Here is a 22,779-nt window from a genome sequence, read left to right on the forward strand (position 1 = left end):
TACGTACTGCGCCAGTTGGCCAGCAAGTAACGGCGCGGCTGCGCCCGATTGAGGAAAGGGCCGGATCCTTGCGGATCCGGCCCTTTGCGTTTGCGATGCCCTCTGTAGAGCCGAGCCTGCGCTCGGCTGCTTCTGCGCCAACAGCAGCCGAGCATGGGCTCGGCTCTACAGACGCGGTGCGTCCGGGTCGGTGCGCAGCGCCTTCAGCAGACCCCACATGTAGAACGCCAGCGTGAACGAGAACGGCAGGCCGCACAGCACCACTGCGGTCTGCATCGCGCTGAAATTACCAGCCAGCAGCAGGCCGACGCTGGCCACGGTGATGCCGGCCGCCCAGAACACGCGCAGCCAGATCGGCGCGTCATGGCCATCTTCCACGCCATCGTCAACGCGACGGGTGCACAGGTTGGCGATCATCAGCGTGCCCGAATCGACCGGGGTCAGGAACAGCACGAAGCCGATCACCACCGCGGCACCGGCCACGTACGGCGCGCCGGGCAGGTATTCCAGCAGCTTGAACAGCGTCATCGCCGCATCGTGCTGGGCCACGTCACCCAGGATCGCCTGGCCATGGTTGAGCACCAGGTCGATGGCGGTGTTGCCAAAGATCGACAGCCAGGCCAGGGTGAAGCCGAGCGGGATCAGCAGCACGCCCATGATCACTTCGCGGATGGTGCGGCCACGCGAAATGCGCGCCACGAAAAGGCCGACGAACGGCGCCCAGGCGATCCACCACGCCCAGTAGAACAGCGTCCACGAGCCCATCCACTCACGACCCTTCGGGTCGTTGAGGTACATGTCGAAACTCTTGCGCACGAACGCGCCGAGGTAGTCGCCAGTGTTCTGGATCAGGCCGTCGAACAGGTGCAGGGTCGGGCCGGTGATCAGCACGAACAGCAGCAGGCCGCACAGCAGGCGCACATTGAGGTTGGAGAGCCAGGCAATGCCCTTTTCCACACCGGCGACCACACCGATGGTGGCCACCACCATCATCACCAGCACGATCGCCACCAGCACCTGCGGCGTATCCGGGATGTGGAACAGGTAGACCAGGCCAGACTGCACCACCAACGCGCCGATGCCGAGGTTGGTCACCATCGAGATCAGCGTGGCCAGGATGCCAAAGCCATCCACCATGTCGCCGATGCGGCCGTGGATGCGCTCACCGAAAATCGGGTACAGCGCCGAGCGCAGCGCCAGCGGCAGGTCGCGGCGGTAGGCGAAGTAGCCCAGTGCCACGCCGACCAGCGCGTACAGCGCCCAGCCGTGCAGACCCCAGTGCAGGAAGGTCAGCACCATCGCTTCGCGGCCGGCGGCCACGGTTCCGCCGGGCTGCCCGGGCGGATGCAGGAAATGGTCCAGCGGCTCGTAGGCACCGTAGTACAGCAGCGCGATGCCGATGCCGGCCGAGAACAGCATCGAGACCCAGGCGACGTAGCCGAAGGCCGGTGATTCCTCGTTGTGGCCCAGGCGGATGCGGCCATACGGCGAGAACGCCAGCCACAGCACGAAGCCCAGGCACAGCACGATCAGCAGCATGTACCACCAGCCGAACGCGGCCGACACTTCGGCCTGCGCCCATTGCAGCCAGTGCTCGCTGCCTTCGGGATAGAGAACGGTGAGCAGCCCGAGGATGCCGATCGACACCGAGGAGCTGAAGAAGACAAAACGGTTCAAGCGCAGGGGCGAACGCTTGGGATGAGCCAGGGAAGACATGGGGTCGTCTCATCAAGTCCGAGGGAGCACATGGGCGGGGCCGGACCGGTAAACCGGGCCCATGGCGTGGGGCGCGAGCGCATCCTAGGGTTTATTGATTGAACGTTCAATCAATAAAAAGCATAATGGCGGGCAGCCCGATCCTTCGGGTCGCAATCCGTGGAGAGACAATGCCGAAGAAAGGCGTGGAACCGGTACGGCGCGAGCAGCTGATCCGGGCCACTTTCCAGACCATCGACGAGATCGGCATGGCCGATGCGACCGTCGCCACCATCGCGAAGAAGGCCGGGCTGTCCAGCGGCATCGTCGCCCACTACTTCGGCGACAAGGACGGCCTGCTCAATGCTGCAATGCGGCAGATCCTGCGCGAGCTGAAGGACGCGGTCGCCCGTTACCGCGCCGACGCCAGCGACGACCCGCGCGAGCAGCTGCGCGCCATCGTCGATGGCAACTTCGACGACAGCCAGATCAACGGCACCGCCATGCGTGTCTGGCTCACCTTCTGGGCCGCCAGCATGCACCAGCCGGAACTGGCCCGGCTGCAGCGCGCCAACGACCAGCGCCTGTTCTCCAACCTGTGCCACCAGTTCAACCGCCTGCTGCCCCACCCGCAGGCCCGCCTGGCCGCCCGCGGCCTGGCCGCGATGATCGACGGCCTGTGGCTGCGCGGCAGCCTGGTCGGCGGCCAGTTCAATGCCGAGAAGTCCCGGCGCATCGCTTACGGCTATATCGACTTCCAGTTGCAGGCTGTCGCGCTATAAGCGCTTCAGCACCCGCCCCCTTCCAAGGAGTACGCCCCATGACCACCCTGCCCGTCCAACAGCTCTACATCCACGGCCAGCGCGTCGATGCCACCAGCGGCAAGACCTTCAAATCCGTCAACCCGGCCACCGGTGAAGTGATCGCTGAAGTGCAGGTCGCCAGCCAGGCCGACGTCGAGCGCGCCGTGCAGAGCGCAGCCGAAGGCCAGAAGGTGTGGGCCGCGATGACCGCCATGGAGCGTTCGCGCATCCTGCGCCGCGCCGTCGAGATCCTGCGCGAGCGCAACGACGAACTGGCGCACCTGGAAACCCTGGACACCGGCAAGGCACTGGCCGAAACCACCACCGTGGACATCGTCACCGGCGCCGACGTGGTCGAGTACTACGCCGGCCTGGCCACCGCCATCGAAGGCATCCAGCTGCCGCTGCGCGAGTCGAGCTTCTTCTACACCCGCCGCGAGCCGCTGGGCGTGGTCGCCGGCATCGGTGCCTGGAACTACCCGATCCAGATCGCCATGTGGAAGTCGGCCCCGGCCCTGGCCGCTGGCAACGCCATGGTATTCAAGCCGTCGGAAGTGACCCCGCTGACCGCGATCCGGCTGGCCGAGATCTACACCGAAGCCGGCGTGCCGGCCGGCGTGTTCAATGTCGTGCAGGGTCCGGGCCGCGAGATCGGCCAGTGGCTGACCGAGCACCCGGTGATCGAGAAGATCTCCTTCACCGGCGGCGTCGCCACCGGCAAGAAGGTCATGGCCAGCGCCGCGTCCTCGTCACTGAAGGAGGTGACCATGGAACTGGGCGGCAAGTCGCCGCTGGTGATCTGCGATGACGCCGATCTGGACCGCGCCGCCGACATCGCGGTGATGGCCAACTTCTTCAGCTCCGGCCAGGTCTGCACCAACGGCACCCGCGTGTTCGTGCCGCGCAGCATGCTGGCCGCGTTCGAAGCCGCGGTGGTCGAGCGCGTCAAGCGCATCCGCATCGGCGACCCGATGGCCGCCGAGACCAACTTCGGTCCGCTGACCAGCTTCCCGCACATGGAAAACGTGCTGCGCTACATCGAAAGCGGCAAGGCCGAAGGCGCCCGCCTGCTGACCGGCGGCGGCCGTGCCACCGAAGGCGCGCTGGCCAATGGCGCCTACGTGCTGCCGACCGTGTTCTCCGACTGCCGCGATGACATGACCATCGTCAAGGAAGAGATCTTCGGGCCGGTGATGAGCATCCTTGCCTACGACGACGAAGACGAAGTGGTGCGTCGTGCCAACGACACCACCTTCGGCCTCGCCGCCGGCGTGGTCAGTAAGGACGTCAGCCGCGCCCACCGCATCATCCACCGCCTGGAAGCCGGCATCTGCTGGATCAACACCTGGGGCGAATCGCCGGCCGAAATGCCGGTCGGCGGCTACAAGGAATCCGGCGTCGGCCGCGAGAACGGCCTCTCCACCCTCGGCCACTACACCCGCATCAAGTCGGTGCAGGTGGAGCTGGGCGACTACGCCAGCGTGTTCTGATCGGCGCGCCCTGAGCGCGCACCTTCGTCCGGCCACCGCGCCGATCCGACATTCCGCCGGGACGCCTGCATGCAGCGCGCCCCGGCCTGCAGGAGACACCCATGAGCACCCATAACGAGTACGACTACATCATCATCGGCGCCGGTTCGGCCGGCAACGTGCTGGCCACCCGCCTCACCGAAGATGCCGATGTCAGCGTGCTGCTGCTGGAAGCCGGTGGCCCGGACTACCGGCTCGACTTCCGCACCCAGATGCCAGCGGCGCTGGCCTTCCCGCTGCAGGGCAAGCGCTACAACTGGGCGTACAAGACCGATCCCGAGCCCTTCATGAACAACCGCCGCATGGACTGCGGCCGCGGCAAGGGCCTGGGCGGCTCGTCGCTGATCAACGGCATGTGCTACATCCGCGGCAACGCGATGGACTACGACAACTGGGCCAGCATGCCGGGCCTGGAAGACTGGACCTATCTGGACTGCCTGCCGTACTTCCGCAAGGCGGAAACCCGTGACATCGGCCCCAACGACTACCACGGTGGCGAAGGCCCGCTGCGCGTGACCACGCCCAAGGCCGGCAACAACGAGCTGTTCGCTGCGATGGTCGAGGCCGGCGTGCAGGCCGGCTACCCGCGCACCGACGACCTCAACGGCTACCAGCAGGAAGGCTTCGGCCCGATGGACCGCACGGTGACCCCGAAGGGCCGTCGCTCCAGCACCGCCCGCGGCTACCTGGACCTGGCCAAGCCGCGCCCGAACCTGACCATCGTCACCCACGCGCTGACCGACCGCATCCTGTTCTCGGGCAAGCGTGCGGTAGGCGTGCAGTGGCTGCACAACGACCACCCGCAGCGTGCCACCGCGCGCCGCGAAGTGCTGCTGTGCGGCGGCGCCATCGCCTCGCCGCAGATCCTGCAGCGCTCGGGCGTCGGCCCGGCCGATCTGCTGCGCAGCCTCGACATCGACCTGGTGCACCACCTGCCGGGCGTCGGCGCCAACCTGCAGGATCACCTCGAAATGTACCTGCAGTACGAGTGCAAGAAGCCGGTATCGCTGGCACCGGCACTGAAGCTGTACAACCAGCCGGCCATCGGTGCCGAGTGGCTGTTCCTGGGCACCGGCATCGGCGCCAGCAACCAGTTCGAGGCCGGTGGCTTCATCCGCAGCGACGCCGAATTCGACTGGCCGAACCTGCAGTACCACTTCCTGCCGGTGGCGATCAATTACAACGGCTCCAACCCGATCAAGGCACACAGCTTCCAGATGCACGTCGGCTCGATGCGCTCGCCCAGCCGCGGCCGCATCCATGTGCGCTCGAAGGATCCGCGCGAACATCCGAGCATCCTGTTCAACTACATGTCGCACGACCAGGACTGGCGCGAGTTCCGTGCCGCGATCCGGATCACCCGCGAGATCTTCGCGCAGCCGGCGCTGGCGCCGTACAGCGGCCGCGAGATCTCCCCGGGCAATGCGCTGCAGACCGATGCGCAGATCGACGCGTTCGTGCGCGAGCACGCCGAGACCGCCTACCACCCGTCGTGCTCGAACAAGATGGGCCATGCCGATGACCCGATGGCGGTGGTCGACGGCCAGGGCCGCGTGCACGGCCTGGAAGGCCTGCGCATCGTCGATGCCTCGATCATGCCGCAGGTGGTGACCGGCAACCTCAACGCACCGACCATCATGATGGCCGAGAAGCTGGCCGACGTGATCCGTGGCCGCACCCCGCTGGCCCGCAGCACCGCGCCGTACTACAAGGCCAACGGCGCACCGGTACGAAACAAGGGCTGAGTCCTCGGCCATCGGAAACATCCGCCGTGCATGGCCCGGCGCTACCAGGCGCGCGTTGCCTTCGGTAGCGCCGGGCCATGCACGGCGGCTTTTGGCGCCTACGGCCGAACAGAGTCCGCCCCCTTCGCGTTTTCCCTACGGAACGGTATGCTGCGGTGAGCGGTTCTGGCGGATACTGTCCGCGCCGCACCCATCATCACGATTCCTGGAGGGGGAATATGAGTCTGGATCGTCCCTGGCTGCAGAGCTATCCGAAAGGCGTTCCCGCCGAAATCGACGTCAACGAATTCCATTCGGTAGCCTCGGTCTTCGACGCTTCCGTCGCGAAATTCCGCGACCGTCCCGCCTACTCCAGCTTCGGCAAGGTGCTCACCTATGGTGAGACGGACGCGCTGGTCACCCAGTTCGCCGCCTACCTGCTGGGTGAGCTCAAGCTCAAGAAGGGTGACCGCGTCGCCCTGATGATGCCCAACTGCCTGCAGTACCCGGTGGCCACCTTCGGCGTGCTGCGCGCCGGCCTGACCGTGGTCAACGTCAACCCGCTGTACACCGCGCGCGAACTCAAGCACCAGCTGGTCGACGCGGGCGTCAGTGCCCTGGTGGTGGTCGACAACTTCGGCGACACCGTCGAGCAGGTCATCGCCGATACGCCGGTCAAGCACGTGGTCACCACCGGCCTGGGCGACCTGCTCGGCGCCAAGGGCGCGATCGTCAACTTCGTGCTGAAGTACGTCAAGAAGATGGTGCCCAACTACCACATCAAGGGCGCCGTCCGCTTCAAGCAGGCGCTCAAGCTGGGCAGCCGCCATGCGCTTCCGCCGGTCGAGATCGACCACGACGACATCGCCTTCCTGCAGTACACCGGCGGCACCACCGGCGTGGCCAAGGGTGCGATGCTGACCAACCGCAACCTGATCGCCAACATGCAGCAGGCGTCGGCGTGGTTGTCCACCTCGGGCATCGAGCCGGGCAAGGAAGTGATCATCACCGCACTGCCGCTGTACCACATCTTCGCGTTGACCGCGAACGGCCTGGTCTTCATGAAGTTCGGTGGATGCAATCACCTGATCACCAACCCGCGCGACATGAAGGGCTTCGTCAAGGAGCTCAAGGGCACCCGCTTCACCGCCATCACCGGCGTCAACACGCTGTTCAACGGTCTGCTCAACACCCCGGGCTTCGACGAGATCGACTTCTCTTCGGTCAAGTTCACCCTGGGCGGTGGCATGGCGGTGCAACGTGCCGTGGCCGAACGCTGGAAGAAGGTCACCGGCGTGACCCTGGTCGAAGCCTACGGCTTGACCGAAACCTCGCCAGCAGCCTGCATCAACCCGCTCACCCTGCCCGAGTACAACGGCGCCATCGGCCTGCCGATCCCGTCCACCGATGCCTGCATCAAGGACGACAACGGCAACATCCTGGCGCTGGGCGAAGTGGGCGAACTGTGCATCAAGGGCCCGCAGGTGATGAAGGGTTATTGGCAGCGCCCGGAAGAAACCGCCACCGCCATCGATGCGGACGGTTGGCTGCACACCGGCGACATGGCCAGGATGGACGAACAGGGCTTCTTCTACATCGTCGACCGCAAGAAGGACATGATCCTGGTGTCCGGCTTCAACGTGTACCCGAATGAAGTCGAGGACGTCATCGCGATGATGCCAGGCGTATTGGAAGTGGCCGCGGTCGGCGTCCCGGACGAGAAGTCCGGCGAGGTGGTCAAGGTCGTGATCGTGAAGAAAGACCCGAACCTGACCGCTGAAATGGTCAAGGAACACGCGCGGGCAAACCTGACCGGTTACAAGCACCCCAGAATCGTGGAATTCCGAAAGGAGCTGCCGAAGACCAACGTCGGCAAGATTCTCCGTCGCGAGCTGCGTGATACGCCCGCCCCGTAAGGGTTTCCGGGCAAGCGAGCAGGACAGGGACCCCGCCGGCAACGGCGGGGTCTTTTTATTACCGGAACATGGCCGGCACGGCGCTTGCGAGCGGTTCACGACAGGTGCATAGAATCAGTCGCCGCCGCACGTTCAGCTCGCCTCCCCTCACTCCTCTCCGTCCGCTCTGCGGTTGGCCGGACGGTCACACGGAGAACTCCCATGTCCGCAGTACGCCCCATCATCACCCGCCCCTCGCTGCACCCTACCCTGCGCATCACCGAAGAGCCCGAGCGGGATGTGTACTGGATCCACATGCATGCCAACCTGGCCAACCAGCCGGGCCGGCCCTGCTTCGCCTCACGCCTGGTCGATGACATCGTCGACTACCAGCGCGAGCTGGGCGATCGCCTCAGCGCCTCGCACGTCCTGTCACCCCATGTCGTCCTGGCCTCGGACAGTGACGTGTTCAACCTGGGCGGCGACCTTGAGCTGTTCTGCCGGCTGATCCGCGAAGGTGACCGCGCCCGACTGCTCGACTATGCCCAACGCTGCGTACGCGGCGTGCATGCCTTCCATGCCGGGCTCGGTGCACGTGCGCACAGCATTGCGCTGGTCCAGGGCAATGCCCTGGGCGGCGGCTTCGAAGCCGCACTGAGCTGCCACACCATCGTCGCCGAGGAAGGTGTGCTGATGGGCCTGCCGGAGGTGTTGTTCGATCTGTTCCCGGGCATGGGCGCCTACTCCTTCCTGTGCCAGCGGATCAGCCCGCGACTGGCCGAGAAGATCATGCTCGAGGGCAACCTCTATACCGCCAGCCAGCTCAAGGAGATGGGCCTGGTCGATATCGTGGTGCCCGTCGGCGAAGGCGTCGCCGCGGTCGAACAGGTGATCAAGGACAGCAAGCGGATTCCACATGCCTGGGCCGCGATGCGTGAGGTGAACGAAATCGCCAGCATGGTGCCGCTGCACGAAATGATGCGGATCACCGAGATCTGGGTGGACACCGCCATGCAGCTCGGCGAGAAGTCCCTGCGCACCATGGACCGGCTGGTGCGGGCGCAGGCCCGGCGCAATGGCGACCCGGCCTGACAGCGCGGTGGCTCAGGACGGGCTGCGCTCGCTGTCATCGCGCCGCGCGATATCGGCACTGCGGGCGGCCAGCGCATTCCTGCCATTGCGCAGTGCGGCGGCAAGACTGCCGAGACGGGCCACCCACTCGCCCTTCAACTGCCAGTCCGCCATGCGCATGATCTCGCCACTGGAGGCGGCAACCTGGACCAGTCCCAGGTTGCTCGCCACCCCGCGCAGGGCGTGGGCGTGCTCGCGGAAGTCCTCCCAGGCCTGGCGTTCACCGCAGGCCTGCAGCTGGCCCATGCTCGCATCGACATCCACCAGGCACTGGTCGATGAACTTGCGCTCGAAGCCGTCGCCCATGCCCAGCGACGCCAGCTCGTCCAGCACGGCAGTATCGAGCACGCCATCGCCAACCGGCAGCGCCGGTACGGACTGGATGCCCGACTCGGTGCGCGTATTGGCCGCCACATCAGCCAGCACTTCCAGCAGGCGGGTGGCCACCACGGGCTTGGCAAGGAAGGCGCGGGCACCGGCCTGCTCGCAACGCAGGATGGACTCGGGAGTGACGTCCGCACTCAGCACCATCACCGGCACGTAGGGCATGCCGCTGGCCTGCATCACACGCAACTGCTTGAGCAGGTCCAGTCCGCTCATGCCGGGCATGTGCAGATCGACGATCGCTGCGTCGTAACTGGCCTGCTCCAGTGCATCGAGCACTTCGGCGCCGCCATTGACGCAGGTCACCTTGTGGCCGGCCTTCTCCAGCAACCGCTGCAACACCATGCGGTTGGCTTCATGGTCGTCGGCCACCAGCACCCGCAGGCTGCGCACCCGTGCACGATGACGCAGGAAGGGATTGGAAAACGCGATGACATTGCCGGCTTCAGCCACCTCGGATGGAACCGCCGGGGCTGATGAGGTCTCTGCCACGTCCAGCGTGATCTCGACCCAGAACACGCTGCCGCGCAGGCTGTTTGGCGCATAGCCGACCTGCCCGCCCATCGACTCGACCAGGCCCTTGGCAATGGCCGTGCCCAGGCCGGTTCCCTCATGACGACGGGCCAGGCCGACATCGCCCTGCTCGAAGGCATTGAACAGGCGCCCGCGCAACGCCACCGGCACGCCGATGCCCGTGTCGACGATCTCGAATCGCAGCCGCACCCGCTCGCTGCCCAGCGCATCCGGGCTGGACACGCGCAGATGCACGTAGCCGCTGTCGGTGAACTTGACCGCGTTGCCCATCAGGTTCAGCAGGATCTGCTGCAGATGCCCGGCATCACCCAGCAGGCGCGGTGGCACGTTGTCGTCCACCTGCACACGGTAGTCCAGTGATTTCGAGCGGGTCTGCGGGCTCAGGATCAGATTGATCGCCTGCAGCACATCGGCCAGCGCGAACTCGTGCCACTCCACGCGCACCTTGCCGGCCTCGATGGCAGAGATGTCCAGCACCTCTTCCACCAGTGCCAACAGGCTGCGGGTCGAGGCCTGGATGGTGTTCAGGCATTCGCGCTGCTCATCGTCCAGGCGAGTGGTGGCCAGCACTTCGGTCATGCCGGCCAGCCCGTTCAGCGGCGTGCGGAACTCATGACTCATGTTGGCCAGAAAGCGGCTCTTGGCTTCGTTGGCCTGGCGCGCCTCGGCGACCGCGCGGGTCAAGGCATGCAACAGCGAATCGAAGTACAGCGGGATCGCGCCCAGGCCCAGCAGCAGGCCCCAGCCCAGATAGTCGTGCCCACGCCAGTAGGGCGACAGCATCACCGTACACAGGAACGCCAGGCAGCCCATGGCCGTGGCCACGCGCAGGTACGTACTGCCGTAACGCATGCCGTTGCCGATCGTCACCCACAGCATCACCGCGTACAGCGGCGCTGCCGGCTCGCCCTGGATGGTCATGATCCAGGCCATGCAGGTGTAATCGGTCAGCATGCCGATCACCCTTCGTACATGCGAAACACCCGGATTGACCAGGATCGCCGCCAGCAGGCCGGCGGAGATGGCCAGCTCGAAGGCCAGAATCAACCAGGTCGTGGTCAGCGCTTCACCGCCACCACTGAGCGAACGCCAGCCCAGGTAGCTGATGAACAGCGCGGTGATCACGATGCGGATCAGGTTCTGCGCGTGCTCGCTGTCCTCGCGCCCGGACAGGCGCTGCCTGAAACGGGCCAACAGCGAGCGATTATGGGCGGCGGCGGGGGTCGTATCCATGGTCGGATGTCGCATCCTTCGGCGCAGCAGGGAGGAGCAGCACAACGGTACTGCCAACAACCCAAACCACAGGGAAATGGCCAGGCCCAGGTTGGCCTGCCAGTAAGGGGTCAACAGCACGGTGGTGCCGAAACTGACCATCGCCAGCACGATGGCGGCAGCCAGGTAACGCGGCCCGAAGCGCAGGCCGTTGCCCACCGTGACCCACATCACCACCGCATACACCCACGCCAGCGGCTCGCCCATCTGGATCATGCCGACCGCGATCAGGCCATAGTCGGCCAGCATCCCGATGACCCGCCGTGGATCGGAGCGCTCCGGCTTCCACAGCAGCCAGCCGAACAGCAGCAGCGAAAGCCCCAATCCGGTCAGCACCGTCGCCAGCACGCCCTGGTACTGCTCCAGACGGTGCAGGCGTGCTCCGGACAGCAGCACATAGACCAGGATCAGCGAGATCAGCGCCACCCGCACGATCGCCTGGCCATGCTCCGAATCCGGACGCTGCGCCAACCGGCGCTTCACGCGTGCGAACAGGTCCTGCATGTCACCCACCCGGTCGCGTCGATGCCGTCGAGTGCTGGGCGCAGATATCCATCAACTGCTGGTGACCGCGCATCAGCGCATCCACGCAGCGCGGGTCGAACAGTCGGCCACGCTGGGCGTACAGATAAGCCAGTGTGGCTTCCATGGTCCATGCTTCCTTGTACGGACGGGGCGAAATCAGGGCATCAAAAACGTCGGCGACAGCGACGATGCGCGCTTCCAGCGGGATCGCCTCGCCGACCAGGCCATCAGGGTAGCCACTGCCGTCATAGCGCTCGTGGTGGCGCAGCGCGATCAGCGCACCGACCTGGATGAAACGGTTCTGGCTGCCGCTGAGCAGTTCATGGCCGATCCGAGGGTGACGGCGCATGATCGCCAGCTCCTCGTCGTTGAGCTTGCCCTGCTTGAGCAGAACGGCATCGGGAATGGCGATCTTGCCCATGTCATGCAGGGGCGCGGCCATCTCGATCAGGCGCACGTCGTCTTCGGGCAGGCCCAGTTGCTCGGCAATCAGCCCCGCCACGCGTGCCATGCGCTCAAGGTAGGCGCTGGTGCCGGCATCACGGAACTCGATGGCACGGGCCAATCGCGACAGGGTCTCGCGTTCGCGCTCCTCGACCTCGTGCATGCTGGCCAGCAGGCGCTGCTCCAGTGACAACGCCCGCTGCTTCACGTTCTCGGTCTGCTGGCGCAGCTGCAGCAGGTTGTAGCAGCGCGCGCGTAGTTCGCGCGGGCGGATCGGCTTGACCAGGAAATCAATGACGCCCGCTTCCAGCGCGGCCTGCCGGATCGGCTCGTCGCCGACCACGGTGATCAGGATCACGGGAATGTCGCGGTGCTTGGGCAGGCGGCGGAAACGGCGGGCGAATTCCAGCCCGTCCATCTCCGGCATGCGGTAATCGAGCAGCAGCAGGTCGACCGGATGCGCCTCGCACCAGGCCAATGCGGTCAACGGATCACCGAAGTCATACACGCTCAGTTCCGGCGCGATATCTTCGATGACGTGACGCAGCATCGTCCGCGCGGACGTCTGGTCGTCAACAATGACGATGTTCAACGCGTACTCTGCCTGGTTTCTCGACCATGCTGGATCATCAGCAGGCGAGGATACCCTGCCGCTGCGAACGCTCGCACCCTGCATCGGCCTGACTCCCGTGTCATGCGTCCCGGTTCATGATCGTCATCACAATGTGAAGCGGACTCTCCACAGTGCGCACTCCCCCTGGCGCCGATCAAGCCACAACAGACGTCAAGGTAGTGCATTAACGATACGCCGAGTGCGGGAGGCGTCAATCGCGCCGTCTCATTTCGCGACGGCGCGCACAAACAGGAGTCAAAAAGACGACTTACTGCTCCGGACGCATGTACGGGAACAGCAGCACGTCACGGATCGAGCTGCTGCCAGTCAGCAGCATCACCAGGCGATCGACACCGATGCCCAGGCCGCCGGTCGGGGCCATGCCGTACTCCAGCGCACGGATGTAGTCGGCGTCGTAGTGCATGGCTTCGTCGTCGCCACCTTCCTTCGCGGCCACCTGGGCCTGGAAACGCTGGGCCTGGTCTTCCGGGTCGTTAAGCTCGGAGAAGCCATTGGCCAGCTCCTTGCCGTTGACGAACAGCTCGAAGCGGTCGGTGTAGCCCGGATCGTTGTCGTTGGCGCGGGCCAGCGGCGAGACCTCTACCGGATGGTCGGTGATGAAGGTCGGCTGGATCAGGGTGTGCTCGACAGTGGCCTCGAAGATCTCCAGCAGCAGCTTGCCCCAGCCGTAGGACGGCTTGACGCGGATCTTCAAGCGCTCGCAATGGCGCAGCAGCGCGTCGCGGTCGGTGCAGTCCGCCGCAGAGATTTCCGGATTGTGGTGGCGCACCGCCTCGTCCATGCGCCAGCGGCGGAACGCCGGGCCCAGGTCGATCTTCGCACCGTCCCACTCCACCTCGGTGCCGCCGTTGACCGCCTTGGCCACGTCACGGATCACGCCTTCGGTCAGATCCATGATCTCGTTGTACGTGGCATAGGCCTCGTACAGCTCCATCATGGTGAATTCCGGGTTGTGGCGGGTGCTGACGCCCTCATTGCGGAAGTTGCGGTTGATCTCGTACACGCGCTCCAGGCCACCCACGGTCAGGCGCTTGAGGTACAACTCAGGCGCCACGCGCAGGTACAGGTCCAGATCCAGCGCGTTGTGGTGGGTGGTGAACGGCTTGGCCGCCGCGCCGCCGGGGATGTAATGCATCATCGGCGTCTCGACTTCCAGGAAGTCGCGGTTGTCCAGCCACGCGCGCATGGCGCGGATGATCTTCGAGCGCTTGATGAACACCGCGCGCGACTCCGGGGTCACGATCAGGTCCACATAGCGCTGGCGATAGCGCTGCTCGACGTCGGCCAGGCCATGCCACTTGTCCGGTAGCGGACGCAGCGACTTGGTCAGCAGGCGGATCGATTCGGCCTTGACCGACAGCTCGCCGGTCTTGGTGCGGGTCAGGCCGCCTTCGACGGCAATGATGTCGCCCACGTCCCAGCCCTTGAAGGCGGTATAGGCATCGCCCAGCACCGTGCCCTGCAGGAACAGCTGGATGCGGCCGGACTCGTCCTGGATCTGCGCGAAACTGGCCTTGCCCATGATGCGCTTGGCCATCAGGCGGCCGGCCATCTTCACCTGGCGGCCGTTGCCTTCCAGGGCCTCGGCGGTCCACTGTTCGGCGTCGGCGAATTCTTCCTGCAGGCGGCCGGCGAAGTCCTCGCGACGGAAGTCGTTCGGGTACGCGATGCCCTGCCCACGCAGCGTTTTGAGTTTCTCGCGGCGCTCGGCGATCAACTTGTTTTCGTCAACGGGGGGGGTATCGGTAGCTTCGCTCATGGATCTGCGGGAATCGTATAGTGAGGGGGGGGATGCTGCACCCGGCAAAGCCGGCTCCACAGCATACCAAAACCGCCCTGCCCCGGCCCTGGGCCGGCGCCCTGCCCCGGTAGTCGCCAACCTTGGTTGGCGCTCTGCGTGTCGACCAAGGTCGACACCTACCAAGGCCGCTGCCCGCCGCTCTGGTAGCTGCCAACCTTGGTTGGCGCCCGGCCCGGCGTCAGCCGTTCCCGGGGAACGCCTGCCGCAGCTCCTCCACCAGCACCCGCTGGTTCTCCGAGTAATCGATCGGCACCGATACCAGGTGCACCCCACCCTCGTTGAACGCCGCCTCCAGCGTCGGAATGAACTGCTCGATGGCCGTTACCTCATGCCCCTTGCAGCCATAGGCTTCCGCATACTTCACGAAATCCGGGTTACTGAAGGTCATGCCGTAGTCGGTGAAGCCATCCACCGCCTGCTTCCAGCGGATCATGCCGTAGGCGCCGTCATTGAGGATCAGCACCACCAGGTTCAGGCCCAGCCGTCGCGCGGTCTCCAGCTCCTGGCTGTTCATCATGAAACCGCCGTCGCCACACACCGCCAGCACCCGCCGCTGCGGGTACAGGATCGAGGCCATGATCGCCGACGGCAGGCCCGCGCCCATCGTCGCCAGCGCGTTGTCCAGCAGCAGTGTATTGGCCACCTGGGTGCGGTAGTTGCGCGCAAACCAGATCTTGTACATGCCGTTGTCCAGCGCCACGATGCCGTCCGGCGGCATCACCTGGCGCACGTCGTGCACCAGCCGCTGCGGGGTGAACCCGGCTTCTTCGGCACGGTCGGCCAGATGTTCGAGGATGGTTGCGCGCAGTGGCAGCAGCGCGTCGGCATTCGGCACCGCGCCTTCGATGCGGTCGGCCAGCTGGGTCAGCGAGCGACCGATATCGCCGATCACTTCCACCTGCGGGAAGTACACCTGCTCCACCGCCGCCTGCGAGTAGCCGATATGGATCACAGTCGGTCCGCCCGGGCGCATCACGAATGGCGGCTTCTCGGTGACCTCATGACCGATGGTCACGATCACGTCGGCCTGGTCGATCGCCATGTGCACGTAGTCGCGCTCGGTCAGCGCGGCGGTGCCCATGTACAGGCCCGAACCACCGGCCACCGCACCCTTGCCCATCTGCGTGGTGAAGAACGGAATACCCGCGCGCAGCACGAAGGCCGACAGCGCTTCGCTGGACTGCGGCCGCGACGCCGCCGAGGCGATCATCAGCAGCGGGCGCTTGGCATTGCGGATGATCTCCGCCGCGCGGTCCAGTGCTTCCGGACTGGCAATCGGACGATCCACCGCGTGCGGCGGAATCAGCGCTACGTCCCCGACCTCATCGGCCGCAACGTCTTCGGGCAGCTCCAGCAGCACCGGACCCGGGCGCTCTTCCAGCGCGGTACGGAACGCCTCGCGGACGATGGTCGGTATGGTGCGCGCCGAGACGATCTGGCGCGCCTGCTTGGTCAGCGGCTTCATCGTGCTGACAATGTCGACAATCTGGAAACGCGCCTGCTTGCTGGCGACGATGCCCTTCTGGCCGGTAATCATGATCACCGGCCACGCGCCCAGCAGCGCGTACGCGGCGCCGGTGGTGAAGTTGAGCGCGCCCGGGCCGAGCGTGGCCAGGCACACACCCGGCTTGCCGGTCAGACGGCCATAGGTGGCTGCCATGAACACCGCCGCCTGTTCGTGGCGGGTGATGACCAGCTCGATGCTGGAATGGCGGAGTGATTCGACCACGTCGAGGTTCTCCTCGCCGGGGATGCCGAAAATACGCTCGACGCCTTCGTTCTCAAGCGCGGCGACGAGCAGATCTGAACCCTTGGACATTGGAATGCCGTCCTTTTCGCTGGACTGATGATGGATCGTTGCAGGAAGGATGGAAGCTGCGCGTCAACGCTTGTCGAACCACACCGTCTGCGCGTTGACGAATTCGCGGATGCCGAAGTGCGAGAGCTCACGGCCGAAGCCGCTCTTCTTCACGCCGCCGATCGGCACGCGCGGGTCCGAAGCGGAGAAACCGTTGACGAACACGCCACCGGTCTGCAGCCGGCGCGCCAGCTGCATCGCACGGGCGCGGTCGCCGCTCCACAGGTTGCCGCTGAGGCCGAACTCGCTCTGGTTGGCCAGCTCCACTGCATGGTCGGCATCACGGGCCCGGCTGATCGAGGCCACCGGACCGAAGGTCTCGGTATCGAAGGCCTGCATGCCCGGCTCCACGCCGGCCAGCACGGTGGGGGCGTAGAACGCGCCCGGGCGATCCAGCTGATGGCCGCCGACCAGCAGCTTCGCGCCCGCGTCCACCGAAGCACGTACCTGCGCGTCCAGCTGCTCCAGCAGGTCCTGGCGTGCCATCGGGCCGATGCGGTTCGCCGGGTCGCGGCCGTCGCCGATGGTCAGCGCCTGCACCTTCTGGCAGAACTGCGCCACGAACCGGTCGTAGACCGCGTCTTCGACGATGATGCGCTTGCCGGCAATGCAGACCTGCCCGGTGTTCTGGAAGCGCGAGGCCACGGCGGCATCGACCGCAGCGTCCAGATCGGCATCGGCCAGCACGATGAACGGATCCGAGCCGCCCAGTTCCAGCACCACCTTTTTCAGCGCCTGCCCGGCCTGGGCGGCGATGCTGCGGCCAGCGGCCACGCTGCCAGTCAGGGTCACCGCCGCGATGCGATCATCGGCAATGGCACGGCTGGTACCCTCGCGGCTGATGTTGGCCGCGATGAAGGTGCCTTCCGGCAACCCAGCGTCGCGCCAAGCGGCGTCGAGCAGCTGCGCGGTACCGACGATGTTCTCGGCCGGCTTCAGCAGGAAGCCGTTGCCACCCATCAGGATCGGTACCGCCGCGCGCATCACCTGCCAGTACGGGAAGTTCCACGGCATGATGCCCAGCACCACGCCCAGCGGCAGGTAGGACACGTAAGCCTTGTCGTCGGGCACCTGGGTCGGTTCGTCGCGCAGGAACTGCGCGCCGTGGTCGGCGTACCAGTCGCATAGCACGGCGCACTTCTCGATCTCGGCCAGCGACTCGGCCTGGACCTTGCCCATTTCGGCGGTAGCCAACGCAGCCAGCTTTTCACGGTCACGGCGCAGTACCGCGGCCATCGCACGCAGTACGTCTGCACGCTGTTCAAGGCTCTTGGCGCTCCAGGCCGCAAAGCCAACCTGGCCGCGATCCAGGATTGTTTCCAGTTCGACGTCGGAGGCGAAGGGATGGCTGGCGATCTGCTGGCCGGTGGCCGGATCGCGGGAAATGGCGGTAGTGGGGGCAGCGGACATGCAGGTCTCCTGGTGTCTCGACAACGGGCGGCGGCCCGTCTCCTGCACAGGAATGTGGACCCGATGCGCGAGTACAACAAGGCGTCTGCTTATCCTGTGACCTGCACTTACCTGTCTGAATGGGGAGCTCTTGGCAGGGCTGCGCCCTGCACCCGCCGAAGCGGCGGCAACAGCAACAGCCGAAGCAACAGCACAAGCTGGTTTCCTGCGGGATGGCGGGGTGGGTCCGGTTGCGGGAGACGCCGTAAACCCGTCCTTGGGGGCTTGGCCGCGGCATCCATGCCGCGGACACTCCTGCAACCGGACCCACCCCGCCTTCGACAATTTCCCGCTGCTGTTGGTAGGTGCCGACCTTGGTCGGCACGGGGTCGGATCCCATCGTGAATATCGATTTCTGAAAAATGTGTCGACCAAGGTCGACACCTACCAACAACCGCGCGAAATCTGTCTGAGGCGGGGCGGTGTGGGTTGGCAGGACCGTTGGCGCCATGGATGGCGCCATCGAGCCCCCAGGGACGGGTTTACGGCGTGTCCTGACAACCCACACCGCCCCGCCACCCCACGGAAGGCCCGCATTTGACGTTGACGTTGACGTTGCTCTGGCTCGCAGCAGGTGCAGGGCTGCAAGCCCTGCCGAATACCCCCTACTTCCGCGGCAGGTAGGTCACCAGGGAAAGATCGTGGCGGCTCTCCGGCACCAGCGCCACGTACTGCAGGTCCAGCAACCCGCGCGTGGGGTGATTCAGCTTCTTCGCACCTTCGTCGAACCGCCGTACGTCGTGCTCCGGCCACCACTGGCGGAACTCCTCGCTATGCGCGGCGATGTCCTCGGCCAGGGCCAGGAACGGGGCCTTGTCCGGCGCCTGCGCCATCGCCGCGCGGAAGCCGGCCAGCAGGCCGCGGGTCATTTCTTCCCAGTTGAGGATCAGCGTGCGGTACGGCGGGTACAGGAACATCAGCCGCAACGTGTTGCGCTCATGCGGCGCCAGCTGGCTGTAATCCACGAACAGCTCGGCGATGGCCGGGTTCCACGCCAGGATGTCGTAGCGGGTATTACGCACGTAGGCCGGGATCGGCTGCATGGCCTCGACCAGCTGGCGCAGGCCATCGGTGACCGTCTCGTCCGGTGACTCCAGCGGCACGCCGTAGCCGGACAGCGCAAACGCGTAGGCGCGTTCGTCGTCACTCATGCGCAGTACCTGCGCCAGGCGCTCCAGCACCTCCGGCGAAGCGCGCACTTCACGGCCCTGCTCGATCCAGGTGTACCAGCTGACGCTGACCCCGATCGCCAGCGCCACTTCCTCGCGCTTCAGGCCCGGGGTTCGCCGGCGCCCGGCCGGGAGGCCGAGCGTGGCGGGGTCGACACGGGCGCGGCAGGCCTTGAGAAAGCCCCCGAGCTCCTTGCGTTCACTTTCGCTGCGCATCATCGGCCCGTCCTACACTTTGTAGCGTCGAGCCATGCTCGACGCATCCACCAGCTCGCGAAAAGCAGCCGAGCATGGCTATGCCCGGTCGTCCTGACCGGCACCCTGCGGGCCGTCGCGAGCGACGTTGGCAGCGGCTCCTGCCGCTGCCTTCGGCTCTACACAAAAACGGTTCAACCACCCTCGGCGTTGCACGCGAGGGTGACGATCTCCGCGCAGGCGCGTCGATCAGGCATCGACGCGCTTGGAGCCCACGGCCAGGCCGGCCTTCAGGCTGGCCTCGACGAACTCGTCCAGGTCGCCGTCCAGCACCTTCTGCGTATCCGAACGCTCGATGCCGGTGCGCAGGTCCTTGATACGGCTCTGGTCGAGCACGTAGTTGCGGATCTGGCTGCCCCAGCCGATGTCGGACTTGGTGGCTTCCACCGCGTCCTTTTCGGCGTTGCGCTTCTGGATCTCCAGCTCGTACAGCTTGGCGGCCAGCATCTTCATCGCGTTGTCGCGGTTCTGGTGCTGGCTGCGGCCGGTCTGGCAGGCCACGACGATGTTGGTCGGGATGTGGGTGATACGCACCGCCGACTCGGTCTTGTTCACGTGCTGGCCACCGGCACCGGACGAACGGTACACGTCGGTACGCAGGTCGGCCGGGTTGATGGTGATGTCGATGTTGTCATCGATCTCCGGCGACACGAACACCGAGGTGAAGCTGGTGTGGCGGCGGTTGTCCGAGTCGAACGGCGACTTGCGCACCAGGCGGTGCACGCCGGTCTCGGTCTTCAGCCAGCCATAGGCATAGTCGCCTTCCACGCGCAGCGTGGCCGACTTGATGCCGGCGACGTCGCCACCGGAGACTTCCATCAGCTCGGTCTTCCAGCCGCGCGATTCACACCAGCGCAGGTACATGCGCAGCAGGATCTCGGCCCAGTCCTGGGCTTCGGTGCCACCGGCACCGGCCTGGATGTCGACGAACGCGGCAGCATTGTCCATCTCGCCGGAGAACATGCGCTGGAACTCCAGCTTCTCGACGTGCGACTGGTGCTTGTCCAGGTCGGCGACCACGGCCAGCGCGGTGTCCTCGTCCTGCTCGGACTCGGCCAGCTCAAGCAGTTCGGTGGCATCAGCCAGGCCGTCCAGCACCGAGGCGATGCCGCCCACGGTCTTTTCCAGGCTGGAACGCTCGCGGCCCAGGTTCTGGGCGTATTCGGCGTTGTTCCAGACGTCGGGGCTTTCCAGCTCCCGCGTTACTTCTTCAAGACGCTCTTTCTTGGCGTCGTAGTCAAAGATACCCCCGAAGCGACAGCACGCGATCGGTCAGATCGGTGATGCGCTGGCGGACAGGATTCAGTTCGATCATGTCGGCGGTTATGCATTCAAAAGATGACTGGTAATGATACCGCAGGCCGGGGATGCCCGGAATGAGGGCCTCACCCTGCCCCCAGCGCCTGCCGCAGCAACGGCAGCTGGCGCCGGCTGCAGGGCACTTTGGCTCCATCGGCCATGTGCAGCAGGGCCTCGCCCCCGTCCAGCGGCTCGATCGAGCGCAGCTGGCCGCGATGGATCAGCCAGCTGCGGTGCGGGCGCAGGAACTCGCCCGGATCCAGCCGCTGCTCCAGCACCGCCATGGTGATCCGCAGCGGGTAGTCGTGGCCGCGTACCCGCAGGTTCACGTAATTCCCCGCCGCCTGGGCGTACTCCACGTCGGCGGTGGCGACCAGGAACTCCTTGCCCAGCTTGCGTACCAGGAAATGCTGGGGGCGCTCGACCGGCTCCACCGGTGGGCCGACATCGGGCGATGCCAGCAGGTGCGCCTCGCCCTGGCGCTGACGGCCGAACCAGGCCACCGCGTGCACGGCAATCACCAGCAGGCTGTAGGTCTGCACATCCTTGAAGAACTCGTAGAACCACTGCGCTGGCCAGTCACCGTAGGTGTAGCGCTGGCCGATGAACGTGAAGGCCATCTTGCGCAGCAGCACCATGGCACTGACATGCAGCAGCCACCAGGCAACACCACCCAGCACGTAGAAGCCGATCCGGCGCCGCCAGGTATCTGCATGCAACGGCCAGCGACGAGCGGCGGCGTGCAGAAGCGCCAACAGGCCCAGGCTGGCCAGCGCACTGCTGAACTCCTCGATCGAGACAGTCCCTGCGAAAAAGGGCTGCGCGTCGCGCAATGCCCGCATCCACTGCGCCAGCACATTGCCTGCGGCGGTGCCCAGGAACAGCAACGACCAGAATGCGACGGCAAGCCCGGGGCGACGCGTTCGTTCTGCAACTGGGGCGGTCAGCGCCGCCGAATCTCCATTCTCCATGCCTCCATTGTTGCCCATCCGGCTCCATGCGCATCAGCCATTGGTCCCAGCCACCCCACCACTGGCCCCTGAACGTCCGCCATCGCGCCCCATCCACTGGCATCCGGGCCTTGGCTGGCAGAGCGTGCAGCTTCCTCCCGAAGCCCGCCGCTCATGCACCGTCGCCACGACTTGGACACCCTGCGCATCGCCGCCTTCGCCCTGCTGATCCTCTACCACGCCGCCATGGCCTACGTGGCCGGCTGGGACTTTCACCTCAAGAGCACCTACACCTCCGAATGGCTGCAGTGGCCGATGATCGCGCTGAATCGATGGCGCATGCCGCTGCTGTTCGCCATCAGCGGTATCGCGCTGGGCCTGTCCCTGCCCGACCGGGGTCGGTTGCAGCACACCCTCCGCCGTGGCTGGCGCCTGCTTCTGCCATTGCTGTTCGGCATCGTCGCCGTCGTGTCCCTGCAGGCCTACTACGAAGCGCTGGACAAGGGCGACGTGGCACCGGGGCTGGCCCGGTTCCTGTGGCGCTACTGGCAGTTCCAGCCGTGGCCAGGCGCGCATTTCAGTGGTGCCGCCTACGGCTTCACCTGGAACCACCTGTGGTATCTGGCCTACCTGCTGCCTTACACCGTACTGGCGGTGGTACTGGCCAGCCTGCTGCGGCCTCTGCGCGGGGCGCTGCCGCGCTGGCAGAGCAGCGACCGTGTGCTGGGCGGGCTGCTGCTGGTGCTGCCGGTGGCCTGGCTGGCCTGGGCCCTGCTGGTGCTGATGCCGCGCTGGCCACCCACACACGCGCTGATGGACGACGTCTACGTGCACGCCGAGTCGCTGCCACTGTTCCTCGGCGGGTTCATCGCCGCGCGCTGGCAGCGTGGCTGGGAGCTGCTGGTACGCGGGCGCCGGCTGACCCTGGCGCTGGCCGTGCTGGGGCTGTGCCTGGAACTGAGCATCCGCGCATTGGCCCGGCTGCCGCACGTCGGCGACCTCGACGCCTGGGTGCTGGCACTGCCATGGGGCCAGACCGAGCGCATCGGCCGTGCGCTGTATACCTGGTCCATGCTGCTGACCCTGTTCGGCTGGGCCCAGGTACTGCTGTCCCGCCCGTGGCCGGGCCTGGCGTACTGCAGGGAGGCGGTGTTCAGCTGGTACATCCTGCACCAGACCGTGCTGATCGTGCTGCTGTATGCACTGCGCCCGCTGCAGCTCGGCCCGTGGCTGGAACCCGCCCTGCTGGTGGCCGGCACCATTGGCGGCTGCCTGCTGATCCACGAACTGCTGATCCGCCGCGTGCGCTGGCTGCGCCCGCTGTTCGGCCTGCGCAACGACGCGTCATCGCTGCCCGTGGCACGTGTTGCGCCGGTGTAGAGCCGAGTCCACACTCGGCTGCTTTGGCGCGGTTCACCCTGGCCCGCT

The 22,779-nt window shown here is 66.0% G+C and carries 15 protein-coding genes; 6 read left to right on the forward strand and 9 right to left on the reverse strand.

The window, feature by feature from the left end:
* Positions 1 to 165 precede the first annotated feature (165 nt).
* On the reverse strand, positions 166 to 1,716 hold the full coding sequence (locus ACJ7C5_RS17875) for a BCCT family transporter (protein WP_412704679.1): 1,551 nt from the start codon (positions 1,714 to 1,716) through the stop codon (positions 166 to 168).
* 170 nt (positions 1,717 to 1,886) lie between these two features.
* Between ACJ7C5_RS17875 and betI the strand changes: the two genes are divergently transcribed.
* The 5 genes from betI to rpfF all read left to right on the forward strand — a co-directional run bounded on the left by betI (position 1,887) and on the right by rpfF (position 8,738).
* On the forward strand, positions 1,887 to 2,477 hold the full coding sequence (gene betI, locus ACJ7C5_RS17880) for a transcriptional regulator BetI (protein WP_005409501.1): 591 nt from the start codon (positions 1,887 to 1,889) through the stop codon (positions 2,475 to 2,477).
* A gap of 38 nt (positions 2,478 to 2,515) precedes the next feature.
* On the forward strand, positions 2,516 to 3,988 hold the full coding sequence (betB, locus tag ACJ7C5_RS17885; RefSeq protein WP_412704680.1) for a betaine-aldehyde dehydrogenase: 1,473 nt from the start codon (positions 2,516 to 2,518) through the stop codon (positions 3,986 to 3,988).
* A gap of 101 nt (positions 3,989 to 4,089) precedes the next feature.
* Complete coding sequence (gene betA / locus ACJ7C5_RS17890; RefSeq protein WP_412704681.1) at positions 4,090 to 5,772, forward strand: choline dehydrogenase; 1,683 nt, start codon at positions 4,090 to 4,092, stop codon at positions 5,770 to 5,772.
* 218 nt (positions 5,773 to 5,990) lie between these two features.
* Positions 5,991 to 7,667, forward strand: coding sequence for a long-chain fatty acid--CoA ligase (locus ACJ7C5_RS17895; protein ID WP_094001964.1), 1,677 nt, complete (start codon positions 5,991 to 5,993; stop codon positions 7,665 to 7,667).
* A gap of 201 nt (positions 7,668 to 7,868) precedes the next feature.
* Positions 7,869 to 8,738, forward strand: a complete 870-nt coding sequence (gene rpfF / locus ACJ7C5_RS17900) for a diffusible signal factor synthase RpfF (protein WP_094001963.1) — start codon at positions 7,869 to 7,871, stop codon at positions 8,736 to 8,738.
* A gap of 12 nt (positions 8,739 to 8,750) precedes the next feature.
* On the opposite strand, the gene ACJ7C5_RS17905 is transcribed toward rpfF, so the two are convergent.
* From ACJ7C5_RS17905 to ACJ7C5_RS17940, 8 genes are all read right to left on the reverse strand, one after another.
* Positions 8,751 to 11,471, reverse strand: coding sequence for a response regulator (locus tag ACJ7C5_RS17905; protein ID WP_412704682.1), 2,721 nt, complete (start codon positions 11,469 to 11,471; stop codon positions 8,751 to 8,753).
* Position 11,472: 1 nt separating this feature from the next.
* Positions 11,473 to 12,528 (reverse strand): cyclic di-GMP phosphodiesterase response regulator RpfG, encoded by a 1,056-nt coding sequence (gene rpfG / locus ACJ7C5_RS17910; protein ID WP_412704683.1) that lies wholly within the window; start codon positions 12,526 to 12,528, stop codon positions 11,473 to 11,475.
* A 289-nt stretch (positions 12,529 to 12,817) separates the two neighbouring features.
* Positions 12,818 to 14,329, reverse strand: a complete 1,512-nt coding sequence (gene lysS, locus ACJ7C5_RS17915) for a lysine--tRNA ligase (RefSeq protein WP_043398964.1) — start codon at positions 14,327 to 14,329, stop codon at positions 12,818 to 12,820.
* Positions 14,330 to 14,549: 220 nt separating this feature from the next.
* On the reverse strand, positions 14,550 to 16,190 hold the full coding sequence (locus tag ACJ7C5_RS17920; RefSeq protein ID WP_412704684.1) for an acetolactate synthase large subunit: 1,641 nt from the start codon (positions 16,188 to 16,190) through the stop codon (positions 14,550 to 14,552).
* Positions 16,191 to 16,253: 63 nt separating this feature from the next.
* On the reverse strand, positions 16,254 to 17,639 hold the full coding sequence (locus tag ACJ7C5_RS17925; protein ID WP_412704685.1) for an NAD-dependent succinate-semialdehyde dehydrogenase: 1,386 nt from the start codon (positions 17,637 to 17,639) through the stop codon (positions 16,254 to 16,256).
* Between the two features lie 644 nt (positions 17,640 to 18,283).
* Positions 18,284 to 19,066, reverse strand: a complete 783-nt coding sequence (locus ACJ7C5_RS17930) for a helix-turn-helix transcriptional regulator (RefSeq protein WP_065723163.1) — start codon at positions 19,064 to 19,066, stop codon at positions 18,284 to 18,286.
* Between the two features lie 225 nt (positions 19,067 to 19,291).
* Positions 19,292 to 20,417, reverse strand: a protein-coding gene (gene prfB / locus ACJ7C5_RS17935) for a peptide chain release factor 2 (RefSeq protein WP_097048047.1) whose coding sequence is annotated in 2 segments (ribosomal slippage) — positions 19,292 to 20,341 and positions 20,343 to 20,417 — 1,125 coding nt in all. Because the reading frame shifts where the segments join, the coding sequence is not laid out codon by codon here.
* 70 nt (positions 20,418 to 20,487) lie between these two features.
* Positions 20,488 to 21,372: a LytTR family DNA-binding domain-containing protein gene (locus tag ACJ7C5_RS17940; protein WP_412704686.1), complete on the reverse strand. Its 885-nt coding sequence runs from the start codon at positions 21,370 to 21,372 to the stop codon at positions 20,488 to 20,490.
* Positions 21,373 to 21,525: 153 nt separating this feature from the next.
* On the opposite strand from ACJ7C5_RS17940, the gene ACJ7C5_RS17945 reads away from it, so the two are divergent.
* Entirely contained in the window at positions 21,526 to 22,731 is a 1,206-nt protein-coding gene (locus ACJ7C5_RS17945; RefSeq protein ID WP_412704687.1) for an acyltransferase family protein, read from the forward strand.
* The last annotated feature ends 48 nt before the right edge of the window (positions 22,732 to 22,779 follow it).

Origin of the sequence: Nocardiopsis yanglingensis (assembly GCF_045809185.1) — a bacterium.
Lineage (GTDB): Bacteria > Pseudomonadota > Gammaproteobacteria > Xanthomonadales > Xanthomonadaceae > Stenotrophomonas > Stenotrophomonas yanglingensis.